Here is a 19,043-nt window from a genome sequence, read left to right as displayed (position 1 = left end):
ATACTTTGAACCGGTACATTTTCTTTTGTGCACCAAGCAGCAACGCTTGTTTCATCGCTTGTGTGAAATGCTTGAATACGAGATTGCCACATCAACTGGCGTTCAAATTGTTTCATAAAAAAACCTCCAACTTGATTCATTGTCTCATGTCCATGAAATTTGTTGAAGGTGTGTTATATTTGACGCTTACTTGGAAACAGTGTTTCAAAAATGATAACGTATTTGAATTATGGAAAAATCCCAGTGGAATACCACTGGGGATTACTTTATCTTTCTACTGTTGTTGATTCTGTCCTTGCATTCCAGTTCCCATCATCATGTTAGAGGCGAGTGGCATCATATTTTTCATTTTCCCGCCACCATTTCCAGTAAACACCTGATATGCAGCAATACCAACTCCAATTGCAGACAATATCGGTATGATTTTACCCATATTCGCCTTCATCTTGATCACCCACTTCTATATAAATTTGTTCTTTTCGTGAACAGTATTATTTTTAACTAAAAAGGCATTAAAATTCATGTATTTGTTACCAAGAATATTTGAATAAAGTGAAATATATACCTTAAAATTCAACCTCATAATTTATTGAAATATAAACCATACTTATTCTAAATTATAGCTGAATGGGAAGCCGTTAGTGCAGATTAAACACAAGGAGGATATAGTTTATCTTCTTATATATATAGCTCATTCCTTTGATTAATCATGGGTTATGAGCTCTTTTTATTTGCATTAAGTTAGTCATTAAATAAAAATATTTCAAATTCGAGATATTTTTATTGCATTTTTATCACTTGAGGTGTAAAGTGATAGTAACGAAAGGAAGTGAGTCAAATGAGGAAAAATACACTAGGTTCACTTATATGGTTACGTATTGCTCGTTTTACCCACCAAAGTAATTTACTTTCGAATGAGTTTTTAAAACCTTTTGGTATTACGGCTGCACAGTTTGATGTATTAAATCAGATTGCAACATATCAGCCCATTACGCAAAGTGATCTTGCTATAAAAGCTACCTTGTCAGAGGGTGGCATATCACGTATGCTTACTCGACTTGAACAAGATGGCTATATACAGCGTAAGCAGGATTGGAAAACGAAATGGATTAGCTTAACTGCTAAAGGAGAAGTAAAGATGGATGAGGTATTTGAACATCAACTTGCGTTCCAAACATCCGTTGTAAACGAGTGCTTATCTGAAGAAGAACAAAAAACATTATATAGACTAATGACGAAGCTACAAAAAAATACAGAAAAGAAATTGGATTGCTAGAAATCTTATTTTTTTAACTTATCACTTGATATGTAAACTGAAAAAGAAGGAGACATTAATTATGTATAAAATTCCAGGACATCATCACATTTCAATGATTACGAAAAACGCTAGTGAAAATAATCATTTTTATCGTAAAGTGCTTGGGTTACGCCGAGCAAAAGTGACGGTCAATCAGGATGACCCATCCATGTATCATTTATTTTTTGGAGATAGAACTGGGAGTCCGGGTACTGAACTTTCATTTTTTGAAATTCCGATGGTTGGGAGAACACATCGTGGTACAAATGCCATAACAAAGATTGGTTTATTAGTACCTTCAGTAGATAGTCTATTGTATTGGCAAGAGCGATTGGAAAGTTACGGTGTTGAAACAAGCCATATAACAAAGTTCGCCAATCGTACATCTATACTTTTTGAAGATCCAGAAGGGTTACGTTTTGCGCTTATTGTTTCAAATGGAGCGAAAGTAGACCATTGGGAAACTTGGGAAAAATCTGACGTACCAGCAGAACACCAAATTCAAGGTATGGGTGCGGTAGAAATTACGGTAAAAAGACTTGATAAACTAGCAAACACATTGACGGATATGTTTGGCTATACAGAAGTTAGTCGTACGGAGGATGAAGCCATTTTCCAATCAATCGAAGGGGAGCTGTTTGGTGAAATCGTCGTAAAATATTTAGACGGTCCATCTGAAAAGCCAGGTCGAGGCAGTATTCACCACTTAGCTATTCGAGTAAAAAATGACGAAGAACTTGAATATTGGGATCAACAAGTGAAAGCTCGCGGCTTCCAATCTTCTGGGATAGTAGATCGTTTCTACTTCAAGAGCCTATATTTCCGTGAATCAAATGGAATTCTATTTGAAATTGCAACCGATGGACCAGGCTTCACTGCTGATGGAGATAACATCGAAACACTAGGTGAAAAGTTAGTTTTACCACCATTTTTAGAAGGTCGAAGAGCAGAAATTGAAGCAATTTTAAAACCGATTGTGGAATATTAATTAAGTCACATTATGAGTGCGAGTTGGCTGATAAATACTCAAATTTGGCTGATATCTCGATAAGACAAAATCTATTGGCTTATTAATTGCCAAGATTGGCTGATAACTCAGTAGAACTGGCTGATATCATATCGAATTTGGCTTATATCTTACCCGAAATGGCTGATACCCATTTCCCTTAGAAAAGAATTTTAAACTAACTAAAACCCCAATTAAATAGTTGCAATAATAAACTTTTTCATATGTGATTACTCTGAATGTAATGGTTAGTAAGAAACGTTATAAAGGTATGGAATTTGGGTTAACGTGCCACATTAAATGGGTAAAGAAAGGTTCTTAAAGAGCGGTTTTAATTGAATAAGGTGGGATAATTCACTTGATTTTTTATATTGAAATAACATTTCATTGTTATTTCAAATGTAACAAACTTTATTCCAATATAATTAATAAAAATAAAAGTGTAATAAAAAGAAAAAATAAACCTTTAATTTTCTGTATTTTTAGATAAATAAAACAACTAAAAATTATCTGAAAATTATATATATTCAATTTGGAAATAAAAATTTGTTTACTTAAATAGTATTTAGGTGATAATATTAGTTTGTACATTTTTTTCGCTTAATCTTGTATAGAGCGGGGGACCCAATTTTTTCACGGGAATTAGGATTTCCGTTATAGGTGAATTCAATTTTGAAAGGGCTTTTTGTTTCCAAAGTCCTAACCTGAAAGCTAACCTCGTAAGCGTTTAGAGGAAACAGTATGAGAGGATAATTAGTAAATGGTACAAGCCTTAAATTTGTGTTCATTAAATTAATAGATTTCATTCATCTACTTGTTTCCCTTACCTGCATTTAATCATGCAAAAAAAATTTTTAGAAGGTGGGGTAATTTTTATGAAAAAATTTAAGTTAAGTTTGGCAACTCAAATTTTAATCGGTTTGGTTTTAGGTATCGTAGTTGGCGGGATCTTCTATGGTAGTGAGCAAGCACAAAGTTTCTTACAACCATTCGGTGACCTGTTCTTACGATTAATTAAATTAATAGTAGTACCAATTGTACTTTCTAGTATAGTTGTAGCTATTGCTGGTGTTGGTGATTTAAAGTCAGTAGGTAAATTAGGTGGTAAATCATTAACATACTTCATTGGTATGACTGGTATTGCTATAGTTATTGGTTTAGTTTCAGCGAATCTCTTCCATCCTGGAAGTGGCATAAATATGACCGAGTTAGATAAAACAGATATTTCTGGTTATGTTGACACAACAGAGCAACAAGAAGGAAAATCTATTGTAGATACAATTCTCCATATCGTACCTACGAATCCATTCCAAGCAATGGTTCAGGGCGATATGTTAGCAGTTATTTTCTTCGCAGTTGTAATTGGTTTGGGGCTTGCAGCGATTGGAGAAAAAGGAAAAGTTGCACTACAGTTTTTTGAAGGTTTAGCTGGTGCAATGTTCTGGATTACGAACTTATTTATGAAATACGCTCCGATTGGTGTATTCGCATTAATTGGTGTTACAATTTCTAAATATGGATTTGCTTCATTAATACCATTAGGAAAATTAGCGATTACTGTATATGGAACAATGATTTTCTTTGTTATCGTAATCTTAGGTATTATGGCAAAAATTATCGGATACAGCATCTTTAAATTAATTAAAGTCATTAAAGAAGAATTGATCCTAGCGTTCTCAACATCAAGTTCTGAAACAGTTCTTCCGAGAATTATGGACAAGATGGAAAAACTTGGTGCGCCAAAACACATTTCATCTTTCGTTATTCCAACAGGTTACTCATTTAATTTAGATGGATCTGTATTATACCAAGCGATTGCTGCAATGTTCGTTGCTCAAATGTACGGAATTCACTTAAGCATGGGTGAGCAAATCATGCTTATGCTTGTGTTAATGGTAACTTCAAAAGGTATGGCAGGTGTACCTGGAGTTTCCTTCGTAGTATTATTAGCAACATTCGGTACGATGGGATTACCAGCAGAAGGCTTAATGTTCATCGTAGGTATCGACCGTATCCTTGATATGGGACGTACAGTAGTTAACGTAGTTGGTAACTCACTTGCAGCATTAGTTGTTGCTAAATGGGAAGGTCAATTCAACCCACAAGAAGTGGACAATACGCAAAAAGCTTAATGAATTTTATATATGAAAAAACACTCACAGACTGTGAGTGTTTTTTTGTTGGAATGTTATTAATACAGACTTTTCTTAAGCAATCTATTCACTCTGTTAATATCAAAATCACGGTTTACCTGATAACTACTCCAATTTTTTATATGTTCATAATCTGGATGATTTTGATCAGATAAAATTTTTATAAATTCCTCATATCCACCTTCGCCACCGATATCCTCTGGTGGTGTTGTACCTTCACCGTCTATGCAAGATGCAAAATTAAATTCGTAGTTTTCAATTACTCGTTCTACTTCGATGTCATGTGTCCAATTATCACCAAAGTCATAGATGTAAATGACTTTCGTCGGCATATATTCAGCCAGTTTAACCGAAGTATCCATTTTCATTGGGATATCTTTACTTCCATAACTAAAAATTTCTTCGTCACACACAAGGTTTAGAATCGGATAATACTCTTTACCAGCATATGCTGGATGATTGGGATGATAAAGATTATTCGAGGGACATTTATTATAAATATAAAATTCGTATAGATGACAATCTTGCCAACCAAATGCCGTTTGAATAACATTATGCAAATTACGGAAGGTGTAATTACTTGGAACTAATATTTTACGAAAGACTTTAAAATTGTTCAAACGTAATGTAATCCTCAGTTCCAAAGCATTTGTTTGGAAAACTGAACTACCTACAAATTCTTCTAAATCCATATACATCATTTCGTTTGGATGGAAATAACTCTTTTTTCCATCACCGACTAAATCACGGCTTAGTCTAAGACTTAGGGTAGGTTGAAAAATGGTTTCAGAATCTAGTAAATTCTCAAATAAGTATAATGTTTCGCATGCCCTATTCATCCTAGCAACTAATTTTCTATCGCTAGTTTTTGTGTATGTAATCTCGTTGGATGATTGAATATACTGCTCAATTGCATCAATCTTAATGCCTTCACTTTCAAAAGCAGAACGAATAGATTGAATAACAATTTCATTTAAGTTGTTAAAATCTTTAGCTTTAAGTCCATGTAACACAATCACATATCGATTCTTATCATTTACTAGCACAACCGTTTTTCTTCTATTAATAGTTAGCAGATTGGCATGCCAAGACATAAGAGGGTTCTCCTCATCAACTAACATCGGCTCTTTTTTCAATTGATCTAACAATTTTTTTGTACAATGAATTATCAAAATATAAACCCCTTATTAAATAATTTTATTTTCTATTCGAAAAGTTCGTAAAACGATTCTTGTCCTAAGTGTTGAACATATTCCTCTGCGAGTTTTTGCAAGTTTTCCGAACCATCTAATTCTATCCAATCTTCTATACCACTCAGAAAACTAAATCTTTCAACTATGAAAAAACGTGTCTTTTCATCCACTAAAGTAAATCGCAATAGAGTTTCATAATTTTTATATTCGTCTAAGTTTACGCTATTTGCAAATGGAAAACGTTGTTCAATTTTTTCTAATGCATTAGAAACTGTGTATATATAAATAGTTTCTCTTTTGATATCTAATTTGAAATCTTGAATAAGACAAACGTTATTCATTGCCGATTGAATAGCTTTAATTTCATTTTCATGAATTACTTTTTTAAGAATTTTACGTAAAAATACTTTTCCGTTTGGGTCTTCGTATATTTCATATCCGTCTGGAAGGCTCTCTACAGTACATTCTGTGCTTTTTTTAGCAAAATGATATGAAGTGTTTCCCTTCTTGGTTATTTTCTCATGTAAATAATATAGATCCCCACGGAAGTTTGTATATGTTACAACCATTAGCATCACCACTTTCATCTATGATATTAACTCACTACTATTATTTTAGACCAATTAAAAGAGTTTTAAATAATTTTCGATTTTCGCCATAGTAATATTTGAGCAAAATAAGAAACAACCCCCAAAATTCATTGGAAGTTGTGTAATTAATAACACTTATAAATAATCTCTTCTCAATTCCTCAGCGGTGCGTGGAGAAAAATAGCTTGGAGCCTCACGTTTCAACTCATCCTCTGAGATAAAGTGTACTTCTGTATGGTAGTCTGCGAAGTAGTTTGGCATTGACTTAATTTCATTTTCAATTTTTGCTTTGTCAGCGCCTTCTTCAGCTACAATATAGCAAACGCGGTTATGTTTATCAGCTGTTGCTAGTTCAGGGTTTTCTCCATTACGAACTTTGTCCATTGCATCTTCAGATGGAATTGTATATTGAACACCGTTCTTAACGCCTTCTACACGGCGAACGGCATCTGAATGGCCTTGGCTTAGTCCTTTACCCCAGAATGTATAGTTTTCACCGTTTGGTAACACCGCATCAGCCATTACTCGATTAATAGAGAATAAACCTGGGTCTCTTCCAACTGAAATAATGGAAGTTGTATTGTTTGCAGTTGCAACTTCATTAACAGCTTGATAAAATTCAGGGATTTTCGCATGAGCATCAAAACTATTAACGGTATCGAACATGCTTGCGAAATAAGGAGTTTGTTCTGGTAAATCTGTTGCAGAACCACCACAAAGAATCATTACATCAATTTCATTTTTATATTGAGTAGCCTCTGATATATGTACAGCTTTTACGTTTGGCTCATCAAGATTTAAATCTTTCGGATCTCTTCTAGTGAATACTGCAACTAACTCCATATCTTGTGTTTGTTTAATTGCTTCGATTGCACCTTTTCCTAGATTACCTAATCCTACGATGCCAAGTTTAATCTTTTTGTGCATATTAGTTCTCCTTATACTATTGTGATAAAGAAGTGAATCAAATCCCCAAAAAATACTTGGGTGAGACTAGTTCATTTAAAAATCTATACATTATTATCTTACCACACAATATATGGAACTTTATTTAGCAAAGCTTACTAATTAATAATGCTAGTTTTAGCACAAATGCATCTTGGAAAATTTGAGGGTTATAACCTGTTATTTCATAAACTTTGTTTAGACGATAGGTTAATGTATGTCGATGAATTTCTAATTTATCTGCACATGTTGTTAACTGTAAATTACTTTCGAAAAATGTTTGTAATGTGTGGATTAATTTATCGTTTAATCCATCAATCTTCTTTAAAAACTTATTGATTTCATAGCTTTTATTATTTTGAAAAATTGTATATAGCTCTACTTCTTCAAAATAAGTTACAGGTTGACTTACCTTTGAAAAATCCAGTGCAGTTTTCGCTCCGTTATAGGCATAGGGTAGCTCTTCCAAATTATTCACAATGGGGCCAACTCCCATATAAATCTCATATTTCTTCTGATACTTAGTAATTTGTTGTATGTACTCTTTAGAATTTGTTAGGGAACTGCCACATAAAAAAAGATAATACTCATTTAGTTGTACTTGTCCATAGAGTGCCGGTTGCTTATAAAGTATGTTTTCTAGATGAAGAAATAGTGTATTAGACGACGTATCTCGCATTTGTTTAATAAGAATTATTTGAAAAGGTCCTACTAAAGGAAACGGGAGTTTTTGGATACGTTCATTAATCGCACTATCAATTGGAACATGATCGATTAATGCTTTAAAAATGAATTCACCATTTTTCCGTTGCCATTCACTTTTACTTTCAGTTAAAACTTGATGAACCATCATTTCTGTAGTTAGTTGAACTAAATTCGCAATTTCCATAAGTTCATTTGGATTTCCCGTAATGCCAATTACCCCTATTATTTTCTCGTGAAATTTAATAGGTAAGTTGATACCAGGTTTACAATTATAAAATTGTTTTGAAGAATCCTCATCAATCAAAAGCGGCATACCTGTTTGTGCAACTTGAATAGCCCCTTCATGGATTGAATCAATTCTTTCTTTATCCCCTGAAGCTAAAATGACACCATCAATGCTGATAACATTAATATTGTGATGCAATCTCATCATTGTTTGTTGAACAATTTCTTCCGCTAGTTTAATGGATAGCAATATTTATACACCCCGTATAAAAATATATCTGTACTAATACAGTTAATTTATACATCCATTATAATGCTTTTTTCCAGACTGTGTAACTATAATTATTGTAAGCGCTTTATCGCAAAAGGAGGAAAAAGATGAAGATTGTAATAAGTCCTGATTCATTTAAAGGGACATTGACATCACTTGAGGCTGCACAAGCAATCGATCAAGGGATTAAGCGCGCAAATTCAAGCTTAGAGACTGTTTTATTACCGGTTGCAGATGGTGGTGAAGGAACGATGGAGACATTAGTGATTGCTACAAATGGTCACTATGTGAAAACTTCTGTGCTAGATCCACTTAATAGAGAAATAGAAGCTTCATTTGGTGTACTAGGGAATCAATCAACTTGTGTTATAGAAATGGCTTCAGCATCCGGTATAACGCTGTTACATAACAATGAGAGGAATCCTAGAATCGCGTCAACTTTCGGGACAGGACAACTCATTAAAACTGCACTAGATGAAGGTTTTAGAGACTTTATCGTATGTATTGGTGGAAGTGCTACAAATGATGCTGGTGTTGGTATGCTAAGAGCTTTAGGATTACGTCTGTTAGATGAATATGGACGTGATGTACAAGAGTCGATTGATGGGCTATATGATGTGAAAACGTTAGATTTTTCTAATTGGGATATAAGATTGAATGATTCAACTTTTGCCATTGCCTGTGATGTGAATAACCCGTTAGTTGGTGAAAAAGGAGCAACTGCCATCTTTGGTCCTCAAAAGGGTGTAAAAGCCGAAGAAATTGAGTACTTTGATCAAGCATTAACTCATTGGGCAAATGTGGTTGAATCGGTCAAAGGGATCCATCTACATGATTACAAAGGCGCGGGAGCAGCTGGTGGAATGGGTGGCGCACTAATTGCATTCTTAAATGGAAAATTCCATCAGGGAATTGAATTAGTACTTAATGTCATGAATTATCGTGAACACTTGCAAGGAGCCGAACTAGTTATTACTGGTGAAGGGCAATCTGACCAGCAAACATTGCATGGAAAAGCTCCGATGGGTGTTTTACATTATGCAAAGGAATTTGATATTCCGACTGTTTTAATTTCAGGAAATGTTAATTGTGAAGATAGAGATTTATTAGCTCAGCATTTCAAAGAAGTAATATCCGTTGTGAGTGAATCGGTTACATCGGATATGGCTATGAAAGAGGCAGCTCAGTATTTGGCACAAAGGGTATATGAAACTTTTAATAAAATAATAGGATAAAGGGGAGAAATGCATGTTATTTTTAATTATTTTACTTGGGGTGCTGTTTGTTGTATTTGCTACAGCGAAATTGAAATTACATCCATTTTTGGCATTAATATTAAGTTCCTTCTTTGTTGGAATTGCAAGTGGAATGCCATTACTTAATGTTGTAACAAATATTAATACTGGTTTCGGAAGTTTAATGACAAGTATAGGGATTGTCATTGTAGCAGGAACAATGATCGGGGTAATACTAGAGCGTTCTGGTGCTGCTTACCGTATGGCAGAGGTTGTTCTACGAATTGTAGGACCAAAACATCCGCAATTAGCGATGTCAATCATCGGTTATATTGTATCAATTCCGGTATTCTGTGATTCAGGGTTTATTATTTTATCTAGTTTACAAAAATCATTAGCGAGACGCGCAAAAGTATCAATTGCTTCAATGGGGGTAGCATTAGCAACAGGTCTGTATGCAACACATGTACTTGTTCCTCCAACTCCAGGACCAATTGCAGCTGCAGGAAACATCGGTGCTGCAGATTACTTAGGTACAGTAATCGTTGTTGGTTTAATTGTAGCTATTCCAGCGACGTTTGTTGGCTATTTATGGTCTGTAAAAGTTGCTACGAAAATTCGAGTTCCATTAGATGACGAACCTACACTTGATTATGAAGAAGTAATTAAAAGCTTTGGAAAAATGCCTTCAACGTTTAACGCATTCTTACCAATTGTTCTACCAATCGTATTAATTGGTATTGGTTCAATCGCAGCTCTAGTTGGTGATCCAGAATCTACATTCAATATGATTCTACGTTTCTTGGGTAGTCCAATTGTTGCATTATTATTAGGGTTAGTAGCGGCATTACCATTACTTCCAAAATATAATGAGGAAACATTAACAGGTTGGGTTGGAGATAGCTTAAAAGATGCAGCTCCTATTTTATTAATTACTGCTGCTGGTGGTTCATTCGGTACAATTATTAAAGAAACAGGTGTTGGCCAAATGTTACAAGAAATGGACCTTGGTTCTTTAGCTCAAGGCTCTCTATTCTTACTTGTTCCATTTATCATTGCAGCTGCACTTAAAACTGCACAAGGTTCTTCAACTACTGCATTAGTAATAACATCTACATTAGTAGCACCGATGCTAGTTACTGCTGGTATTGAAGGAGCATTACCACTAGCATTAGTTGTAATGGCTGTTGGTGCTGGAGCGATGACTGTTTCCCACGTAAACGATAGCTTCTTCTGGGTTGTTACTCAATACAGCGGTATGGAAGTAACTCAAGCATATAAAGCACAAACTGTTGCAACTTTACTTCAAGGGGTAGTAACAATCGTATTTACAATTATTTTATGGATGATTTTTGTATAAATTAAAAACTGAAATAAAAGAAAGCATACTTGCTGAATTTGCGAGTATGTTTTTTTGTGTCAATTCATAATTGGAAAAATTAACTATAAGGGTAAACTTTTACTTGGTATACTATTAGAAATACAAACTTCATCAAACCATTGGGGATACATAAAAAGGGGAGAAAGGTCAGTTGAAGAGAAATATATTAATTGTTGATGACCAACCGGAGATTGCAGAATTACTGGATCTTTATTTAGAAAAGGCGGGTTACAACATTATACAAGAAAGAGATGGTATGGATGCGTTAATGCATATTTCAAAGGGGAATATTGATCTATTGCTTGTTGATCTAATGATGCCAGTTATTGACGGTTATCAGCTCATCAAAAAAGTAAGAGAAACAATGCAAATACCCATTATTATTATTTCGGCAAAACAGGAAAATCAGGACAAGATTTTCGGGCTTGAAATAGGTGCAGACGATTATATACAAAAGCCTTTTGACCCCCTAGAAGTGGTTGCAAGGGTTCAAGCATTAATGAGACGTAGCTATAATTTTGTGAACTTAAATAATAATCAAGCTGAAACGACTGAAACCGTTAAAAAGGTAGTTGGGGACCTTACTCTTGATGAGGCAACGTTTTCAATAATGCGAAATGATGTTTTGATTCAGCTTACAAAAATCGAATATAAAATACTAGATTTATTAATGAGCACACCGGGAAGGGTTTATACAAAACAACAGATTTTCGAAAATGCATGGGATGATTATTATATTGGTGTTGAAGAGGATAACACCATTAATGTACATATATCTAAAATCAGGGAAAAAATTGAAGTGAATCCCAAAAAGCCTGTATATATTAAAACTGTACGAGGACTTGGATATAAATTCGAAAAGCAAAGCTTAAATCCGTAGGGCAGATGTAACTGAATCAATAAGAATAATGTAAGGTGAAGTTAAGATTAAATTAAGATTGAGCTATTATTCTATGACTAAGATTGCCATTTTAGGAAGGGATGAACTTGAACATAGCTTTTCGAATATTTCCGAAAGAAGAAGGGATCTTTCCGTATATATATTTAGCGAATATGGGAATTCCGATTTTCTTCATGCTGCAGCAATCTGCCTCAAAACTTTACTTAGGTTTATTGCTGTTATTGATTTTTGTTATTGTGTACAGACAGGTATTTTGGACTTCGAAGTATACGATTTATTACATTACAATTGAACTTTTAATTACGCTCGTCCTCTCATATTTCTATAATCCTCTGTATCTTTATATAGTGTTTGTTTTTGCCTATCAAATAGTGCGGCTACAAACCAAATGGCTGTATTGGATATGCGGAAGTTTTGCGTTATTTAGTTTAATCCTTATATATCACGTGGTTTTTCCTGATAATTTATTTTTAATCATTAGCTTTTTACCGCCCATTTTTGGAGGGGCAATTCTACCATTCATCCTAAAAGCATCTTTGCGTTATAAAGAGTTGAATGAAGATTTAAAAAGAGTAGCCGAAGAGTTGAGAATTAAAAGTATCGAAAAGGAAAGACTTGAAGAAAGTAAAAAGAGAATGCTAGCTGACCTTTCTCATGATATAAAGACGCCTATGACGACGATTTTAGGATATTCGAAAACGCTATATGATGAGATTGTTGTGGATGAAGAACAAAGAAGACGTTATCTCAAATATATTTACGATAAATCTATTCGAGTGACTGATCTTGTGGATGAATTATTCATGTTTTCGAAGTTAGATAACCCAGATTCACAGATTAATAGGCAGGAAAAAGATTTAAGTGAGTTTTTACGACAAGTGATTGTGGAATATTATGAGATGTTCTCAGAAAAAGATATGGAACTTCAAATTGATATTCCTGATAATAAAATCATTTATTGGTTCGATGAAAAATTACTTTATCGCGCTATCTCAAACATATTAGAAAATACCATTAAATACAATCCAGTCCAGACGAATGTTTTTATTAGTATTAAAAAGACAAGTGAGTTGATTTCCATTGAAATTGGCGATGATGGGATTGGAATACATGAGGAATTAGCGGAAACTTTATTTGACCCGTTTGTAAGAGGAGATAAAAGCAGAATCAATGATGGTGGAACAGGGTTAGGATTAGCGATTACGAAAAAAATTGTTGAAAAGCATGATGGGCGTGTCTATTTGGATACGAAACCATTGCGCGGTAGTAAGAACTTTATTATTGAATTACCAATTGAATAGTCTACGGGAGGCCTTGAAAATTAATTTCAAGGTGTCCTTTTTTATTGGAAGGGGATTTAAGAGCTCCTTTTGGGAGGGAATGAGCTAGTTTTCATGATATTTGAGCGACTTTTGGCTGGGATTGAGCAACTTTCGGTTGGAATTGAGCAACTTTCACCTAGAAATGAGCAACTCGATAGGTAGGATCAATATATGAGCAACTTTTTCGGATAATTGAGCGACTTTTGGTTGGAATTGAGCAACTATTCCTGAGAATTGAGCAACTTTCACCTAGAATTGATCAACTCCATAGGTAGGATCAATATATGAGCAACTTTTTCGGATATTTGAGCGACTTTTGGCTGGGATTGAGCAACTTTCGGTTGGAATTGAGCAACTTTCACCTAGAATTGAGCAACTCCAAAACCCAGACTAAATAAACAGCAGCTTCCACCTTCATTTGCGATAGCCACTAAGAATCCATTCTTAATAGTAAAATATGGTTCACTTAAGATTAAGTTAAGACTCCGCCTGTAGTATAGAGATGTAAATAAGGAATGACATAAAAGGAGTCGTTAGTATGAACTTTGTTATTGAAATAAATGATATTAAAAAAAGCTATGGTTCTGTTAAAGCAGTGGATGGTATTTCATTACAAGTAAAAAGAGGCGAAGTACTTGGAATCATTGGAGCGAATGGTGCGGGGAAATCAACGACTTTAGAAATTATGATGGGGTTACGTCAGCCAGATTCGGGTGAAGTGAAAGTTCTAGGGATGGACCTTAGCACTTCAGCTGAGCAGATCAAACAAAGAATAGGTATTCAGCTTCAACAAACTGCACTTTATGATCGAATAAAAGTGAAAGAAGCGCTCAATCTATTTCGTTCTTATTATGCAAAAACTAGAGACTTAAATGAAATTGTTGCCACATTAGGACTTGAACCTTATCTCAATAAATATGTAAAAAACCTTTCAGGTGGATGGCAACAACGTACATCCCTTGCCCTTGCACTAATCAATGATCCGGAAATTATCTTCTTAGACGAACCAACAACCGGATTAGATCCGCAAGCAAGACTTGAGCTTTGGGGTTGCATTAATCGATATCGAGAAGAAGGAAAGACTATTATTCTTTCAACTCACTACATGGATGAAGCTCAAAAGCATTGTGATCGAATAGCGATTATAAAAAAAGGAAAGTTAATTTCCTGTGACGAGCCGAAGCAACTTATTGATTCGTTAGGAAATCAAGAGGCAACATTAGAAGATGTCTACTTACAATATGCGGTAGGAAATTAAAGGAGGAAATAAAAATGCACTCAATTTTAACTCATACAAAAATGGAATTGAAATTGTTCTTTAGAGAAACATTGGCCTTGTTATTTACATTTATCGTACCAGCAGTTAGTTTTATCGTGTTCGCTATAATGTTCAATGGTGTTTCATACGGGGGTGGATTAGATTATTTCCAAGCGTATATCCCTAGCATGATCGGTATTATTATTTTTACTACAGCCTTTTTCTCTATGGGACTTCAAGTAGTAATTAATCGAGAAAAGGGAATTTATAAACGATTAAAAGGGACACCTCTTAATCAAAGTGCTATTTTTTCAGCAACAATTGTAAAAGGTTTCTTTGCCATCTATGTCGGGGCTGTTGAAATTTTACTTATAGCGAAATTTGGTTTTGGAACAAATTTAACTGAGCATGCCTTTCAGTTTTTCTTAGCATTAACTTTCTGTTCAGTTACTTTCTTTTCAATTGGATTTATCGTTTCAAGTATAGCAAAGCGCATGAATACTGCATTAGGGATTGCATTAATTGCTATGTATCCGATGATGTTTTTATCAGGTGCAACAGTTCCCCTAGAAACTCTACCAGAAGTATTACAAAACGTATCACATTTTGTACCACTAACATATGTAGTGAATGTATTAAGAGATGGTTGGAACGGAACGCTTTTTGCTTCGGATGCGTTACTAGATTTAGGGGTATTAGCAGGGATCTTAATTGTATCGGCAATAGTAGGAATGAAATATTTCAAGTGGACAGATTAGTGTGATAAAAAAGTGATCAAACCTTATTAGATGGGCTGATCACTTTTTGCATTGTTGGCCGTTTCTTGTCTTTATCTATAACACTTTGTTGCGAATCGTATATTACAGTAATGTAAAGAAACTTAAGGGTTTATGGAAACCTATTGAAACCTTTAGTAGAATAAGGGGATGAAGAGGTCGAATTAGTAAGAAATCTAGCACATTCGTTCAAGTAGACGATCATTTATTAATTAAATATACACGTTACCAATAAAGAAAGATAAAGGAATGAGTAAATGGAAATCGTACGTGTTAAAGATTATGAAGAGATGAGTAAAACAGCATGTAACTATATGTTAAGAAAAGTAAAAGAATTGGAGTCCCCGGTACTTGGATTAGCAACTGGTTCAACACCTGAAGGATTATATAGACACTTAGTAGACGAATATAAAAAGGGGAATGTATCATTCAAACATGTTCAAACCTTTAATTTAGACGAGTATACAAAGTTGGATCCAACTGATATAAATAGTTACCATTATTTTATGAACAAGCATTTATTCGAGCATATCGATATTCCTAAAGATCAAATTCATCTTCCTAACGGGAACGCCTCAGATTTAGAAGATGAGTGCCATAATTATGAGAATAAAATTAGTGAAGCAGGGAAGATTGACCTTCAACTTCTAGGCATCGGAATCAACGGCCACATCGGCTTTAACGAACCTGGAACACCTTTTACGAGCAGAACACATATTGTTACGTTAGTTGAGTCCACTCGTAAAGCAAACTCAAGATTTTTCCCATCCATTGATGATGTACCAACTCATGCTATTACAATGGGAATTGAAACAATTATGGAGAGTAAGGAAATCTTATTACTAGTGTTTGGAGAAATGAAAGCTGACACATTAAATCGTTTAACGAATGGTGAAGTAAGCGAAGATTTCCCGGCCTCTATTCTTCATAAGCATCCGAAAGTAACGATTATTGCCGATGAAGCTGCATGCAGTAAATTGGTGATTAAAAGCTAATTAAAAAAAACTAAAAAACCAAAAAACCAACTATTCATGTGAATAAATTACCAACAAACTTGAAAAGTAATTCTTCATTAGAAGTAATTGAAACTCATAAAACAAAGTATCATTTCCCATAAATTCACCAACACTACTTCCATCGATTAATCATAGGTTGGTGAGAAACGATGATTCTCAGATTTGGATATGTCTCCATGGCGCTTCCATTGTGGGAAGCAACTACTTCAAGAACGTTAACGTATACAAATTGGAAAAAACTCGATGAAAAAAGTAGAGTAGAGAAGTTATATCACCTGACAGAGCAAAATTTAAGAAACACGATTCGTGTTCTTCATTATAATATTGCACATGGCATTAAGGTTTATAGAATGTCTTCTTCTCTTGTACCACTTGCTACACATCCAGAGGTAATGTGGGATTTTAAAACCCCTTTTAAGGACTTGTTTAATGAAATTGGTGCTTTAGTTAAAAAACATCAATTAAGAGTAAGCTTCCATCCAAACCAGTTTACATTGTTTACAAGTCCACAAGAACATGTGACGGCGAATGCAATTATTGATATGAATTACCATTATGAAATGTTTGAAGCAATGGGATTACAAAAAGATGGAACGATAAATATTCACGTCGGTGGTACGTATGGTGATAAAGTGAAGGCAGTCAATTCATTTAACGAAAATTTTCGGAAGCTCGAACCACATATTCGAAATCAAACAACACTTGAAAATGATGATAAAACATATACCGCTGAAGAAACGTTGAAAATTTGTGAAGAGCATGGTGTTCCTTTTGTTTTTGATTATCATCATCACTTTGCCAATCCTGGTGAAGGTGAGTACGTTAATTTATTCCCTAGGATTTTAAAGACGTGGGAAAGAACTGTTAAAGTACCGAAATTTCACTTGTCATCTCCAAAGTCGGAAAAGCAAATAAGAGCACATGCTGATTTTGTTGATATTGAATTTGCCCTTCCTTTTATAAAAGCTTTAAAAGATTTCGGTCAATCGGCAGATATAATGATTGAAGCAAAAGCGAAGGATCAAGCAGCACTTCAACTTGTAGAAGAATTAGGGAAACTGCGCGGTTTTAAACGAATTAATGGTGGGGCAATTGAGATATAGAAATGGTAAATTAATAACCCTTCTCTTATATTTGTATGGATAAAAAAAGACTGAGAATTTCCTCAGTCTTTTAATTATGGCGTTTATTTATTGGAGTTTTCCTCGTGCTAATATCGGAAGTTCTTCCACTACATCATCACCAGAAACTAGGTATGCAACATCATAAAGGTTACATACTGGACAAATGTGATTTGGAATGACTTCTACTTTATCTCCAATAGATACTTCATTTCTGAATTTTTCATTGTAAATAATCGCGTGTTCATCATACATTTGACTAATATACACTTGATCGAAATCTTTTATCGTTCCAACTCCAATAGTGGCACAAAAATGGTAGTGCATCGATATATTTCCAAAGAGAATGGTTTCTTGAAGAGGCTGTTTGTGTAAAATCTATTGTCTTCTTCTCAAATTCAAGGTTTAATAGTCCACCACATTTACATTTCCACTGATGACTTTCTAGAGGATATAGAAAAAAATCTATATTCAATTCAAAATAAAAGGATCGGTAAACAAACCTAATCCTTTAATTTTTTTCTTTGATCTCATCAAGATAACTGTAAACCGTTACTTTAGATATCTTCAACTTTTCAGCTACTCGATCAATCGTTCCCTTAATAAGGAAGATCCCCTTTTGCTCCATGAAACGGATCATTTCAATCTTTTCATCTCTTCGTAAAGAATTCACTGCTTTATTTCCAATGATTTTATCAATTAATTCATTGGCAACTTCTGAAATATGGTCCATTTCGTATGACTTTTCAAATTGTTGTGATGAAGTATCAGTCAAATTTTCAGGAACTTGAGGGAGTAAACTGTTTAGCCAAGTAATATTTTCAGTGATCTTTGTTGTATCAATATTGATACAAAGTGCCCCTTTTACTTTTTTGTCCTGATCTCTAATTAGAACTGTTGAAGATTTAATCAATCGACCATCGTCAGCACGGAAATAATAATTTGCTGAATAGTCATTCGTAAAGTTTTGAGAAAGTAATACATCCGTTATTAAGTGATTAAAACTTTGACCGATTTGTCTGCCTGTTACATGATTGTTAACCGTATAAACGACTGAGTTTTGCGGGATTGTTAAATCATGAATGACAACTTCGCAATCTGAGCCAAAGGTTTTAGCAATTACATCTGCTATTGGAATGTACTGTTCTACAAACGAATTCATATGGGAATTCCTTTCATCTATAAAAAAATATTTAAAATTATAATAATTTATACAATAAAATCATAAAAATTTCTATATCTTTATTAAAAATTCTTTTATTCATAATTAAAGGAAGTTACAGCATAGTATGTTTTAAAATGAACAAATTGTTTTTTTATTAAGCTCGTACGATATACATATAAAAACTTATACACTTATCAAACTATGAAATAATCCCAGCAAGTATTCCTTTGGGAGAAAGAGGTGAGTGGAAAAGTAATACTAAAATGTTTTTAGAAAAGTTTTTGTGAACTTATTTTATTTCTATTTATCTACTTATGTTTGGAAATGTACGTGCATTTATTTGGTAGTGTCAAAACTTCTATGAAAAACTGAAAATCACAATAGTTCAGGGCGGAAATCATTCTCCGAACGAGAGGACAATCGCTCTTGACAAACATTCCGAAAAGGTTGCGCCTTGTTTTTGAGGGCGAAGGGAAAAAAGTA

Annotated in this window: 18 protein-coding genes and 1 riboswitch; of the genes, 11 read left to right on the top strand and 7 right to left on the bottom strand. The window is 34.2% G+C overall.

Features of this window, described 5'->3' with window-relative positions; genetic code table 11:
• Nucleotides 1-274: 274 nt before the first annotated feature.
• The gene (locus ACOQFO_RS00500) at nucleotides 275-445 is read right to left on the bottom strand and encodes a DUF3918 family protein (protein WP_421687771.1); all 171 of its coding nucleotides are present in this window, start codon (nucleotides 443-445) and stop codon (nucleotides 275-277) included.
• A 393-nt stretch (nucleotides 446-838) separates the two neighbouring features.
• On the opposite strand from ACOQFO_RS00500, the gene ACOQFO_RS00495 reads away from it, so the two are divergent.
• The 3 genes from ACOQFO_RS00495 (at nucleotide 839) to ACOQFO_RS00485 (ending at nucleotide 4,435) form a co-directional block, all read left to right on the top strand.
• Nucleotides 839-1,276, top strand: coding sequence for a MarR family winged helix-turn-helix transcriptional regulator (locus ACOQFO_RS00495; protein ID WP_421687770.1), 438 nt, complete (start codon nucleotides 839-841; stop codon nucleotides 1,274-1,276).
• 61 nt (nucleotides 1,277-1,337) lie between these two features.
• On the top strand, nucleotides 1,338-2,285 hold the full coding sequence (locus tag ACOQFO_RS00490) for a ring-cleaving dioxygenase (RefSeq protein WP_421687769.1): 948 nt from the start codon (nucleotides 1,338-1,340) through the stop codon (nucleotides 2,283-2,285).
• 605 nt (nucleotides 2,286-2,890) lie between these two features.
• Nucleotides 2,891-3,044: riboswitch (cyclic di-AMP (ydaO/yuaA leader) on the top strand.
• 134 nt (nucleotides 3,045-3,178) lie between these two features.
• On the top strand, nucleotides 3,179-4,435 hold the full coding sequence (locus ACOQFO_RS00485) for a cation:dicarboxylate symporter family transporter (protein WP_421687768.1): 1,257 nt from the start codon (nucleotides 3,179-3,181) through the stop codon (nucleotides 4,433-4,435).
• A gap of 59 nt (nucleotides 4,436-4,494) precedes the next feature.
• Here the strand turns inward: ACOQFO_RS00485 and ACOQFO_RS00480 are convergent, their stop codons facing one another.
• From ACOQFO_RS00480 to ACOQFO_RS00465, 4 genes are all read right to left on the bottom strand, one after another.
• Entirely contained in the window at nucleotides 4,495-5,628 is a 1,134-nt protein-coding gene (locus ACOQFO_RS00480; protein ID WP_421687767.1) for a plasmid pRiA4b ORF-3 family protein, read from the bottom strand.
• A 32-nt stretch (nucleotides 5,629-5,660) separates the two neighbouring features.
• Complete coding sequence (locus tag ACOQFO_RS00475; RefSeq protein WP_421687766.1) at nucleotides 5,661-6,218, bottom strand: hypothetical protein; 558 nt, start codon at nucleotides 6,216-6,218, stop codon at nucleotides 5,661-5,663.
• Nucleotides 6,219-6,374: 156 nt separating this feature from the next.
• Entirely contained in the window at nucleotides 6,375-7,166 is a 792-nt protein-coding gene (locus ACOQFO_RS00470; protein ID WP_421687765.1) for a diaminopimelate dehydrogenase, read from the bottom strand.
• Between the two features lie 124 nt (nucleotides 7,167-7,290).
• On the bottom strand, nucleotides 7,291-8,364 hold the full coding sequence (locus tag ACOQFO_RS00465; protein WP_421687764.1) for a CdaR family transcriptional regulator: 1,074 nt from the start codon (nucleotides 8,362-8,364) through the stop codon (nucleotides 7,291-7,293).
• Nucleotides 8,365-8,492: 128 nt separating this feature from the next.
• Here ACOQFO_RS00465 and ACOQFO_RS00460 point away from each other — a divergent pair, with 128 nt between their 5' ends.
• The 8 genes from ACOQFO_RS00460 (at nucleotide 8,493) to uvsE (ending at nucleotide 17,377) form a co-directional block, all read left to right on the top strand.
• Nucleotides 8,493-9,620 (top strand): glycerate kinase, encoded by a 1,128-nt coding sequence (locus tag ACOQFO_RS00460; RefSeq protein WP_421687763.1) that lies wholly within the window; start codon nucleotides 8,493-8,495, stop codon nucleotides 9,618-9,620.
• 13 nt (nucleotides 9,621-9,633) lie between these two features.
• Nucleotides 9,634-10,980: a GntP family permease gene (locus tag ACOQFO_RS00455; protein WP_421687762.1), complete on the top strand. Its 1,347-nt coding sequence runs from the start codon at nucleotides 9,634-9,636 to the stop codon at nucleotides 10,978-10,980.
• A gap of 172 nt (nucleotides 10,981-11,152) precedes the next feature.
• Entirely contained in the window at nucleotides 11,153-11,881 is a 729-nt protein-coding gene (locus tag ACOQFO_RS00450; protein WP_421687761.1) for a response regulator transcription factor, read from the top strand.
• A 107-nt stretch (nucleotides 11,882-11,988) separates the two neighbouring features.
• Nucleotides 11,989-13,203, top strand: a complete 1,215-nt coding sequence (locus ACOQFO_RS00445; protein WP_421687760.1) for a sensor histidine kinase — start codon at nucleotides 11,989-11,991, stop codon at nucleotides 13,201-13,203.
• A gap of 559 nt (nucleotides 13,204-13,762) precedes the next feature.
• On the top strand, nucleotides 13,763-14,482 hold the full coding sequence (locus ACOQFO_RS00440; protein WP_421687759.1) for an ABC transporter ATP-binding protein: 720 nt from the start codon (nucleotides 13,763-13,765) through the stop codon (nucleotides 14,480-14,482).
• 14 nt (nucleotides 14,483-14,496) lie between these two features.
• A complete protein-coding gene (locus ACOQFO_RS00435; RefSeq protein ID WP_421687758.1) occupies nucleotides 14,497-15,240 on the top strand; it encodes an ABC transporter permease in 744 nt (247 codons plus the stop codon).
• Between the two features lie 275 nt (nucleotides 15,241-15,515).
• Nucleotides 15,516-16,253, top strand: coding sequence for a glucosamine-6-phosphate deaminase (nagB, locus tag ACOQFO_RS00430; protein WP_421687757.1), 738 nt, complete (start codon nucleotides 15,516-15,518; stop codon nucleotides 16,251-16,253).
• Between the two features lie 170 nt (nucleotides 16,254-16,423).
• Nucleotides 16,424-17,377, top strand: a complete 954-nt coding sequence (gene uvsE, locus ACOQFO_RS00425; protein ID WP_421687756.1) for a UV DNA damage repair endonuclease UvsE — start codon at nucleotides 16,424-16,426, stop codon at nucleotides 17,375-17,377.
• A gap of 87 nt (nucleotides 17,378-17,464) precedes the next feature.
• On the opposite strand, the gene ACOQFO_RS00420 is transcribed toward uvsE, so the two are convergent.
• Both ACOQFO_RS00420 and ACOQFO_RS00415 read right to left on the bottom strand, forming a co-directional pair.
• Nucleotides 17,465-17,728 carry a hypothetical protein gene (locus tag ACOQFO_RS00420; protein WP_421687772.1) on the bottom strand — a complete coding sequence of 88 codons (264 nt, stop codon included), beginning with the start codon at nucleotides 17,726-17,728 and terminating at the stop codon, nucleotides 17,465-17,467.
• Between the two features lie 178 nt (nucleotides 17,729-17,906).
• Entirely contained in the window at nucleotides 17,907-18,557 is a 651-nt protein-coding gene (locus ACOQFO_RS00415; protein ID WP_421687755.1) for a helix-turn-helix transcriptional regulator, read from the bottom strand.
• Between the last annotated feature and the right edge of the window lie 486 nt (nucleotides 18,558-19,043).

The organism is Ureibacillus sp. MALMAid1270 (assembly GCF_049202975.1).
Classification (GTDB): Bacteria; Bacillota; Bacilli; order Bacillales_A; family Planococcaceae; genus Ureibacillus.
This window is presented reverse-complemented; position numbering and strand designations above follow the sequence as displayed.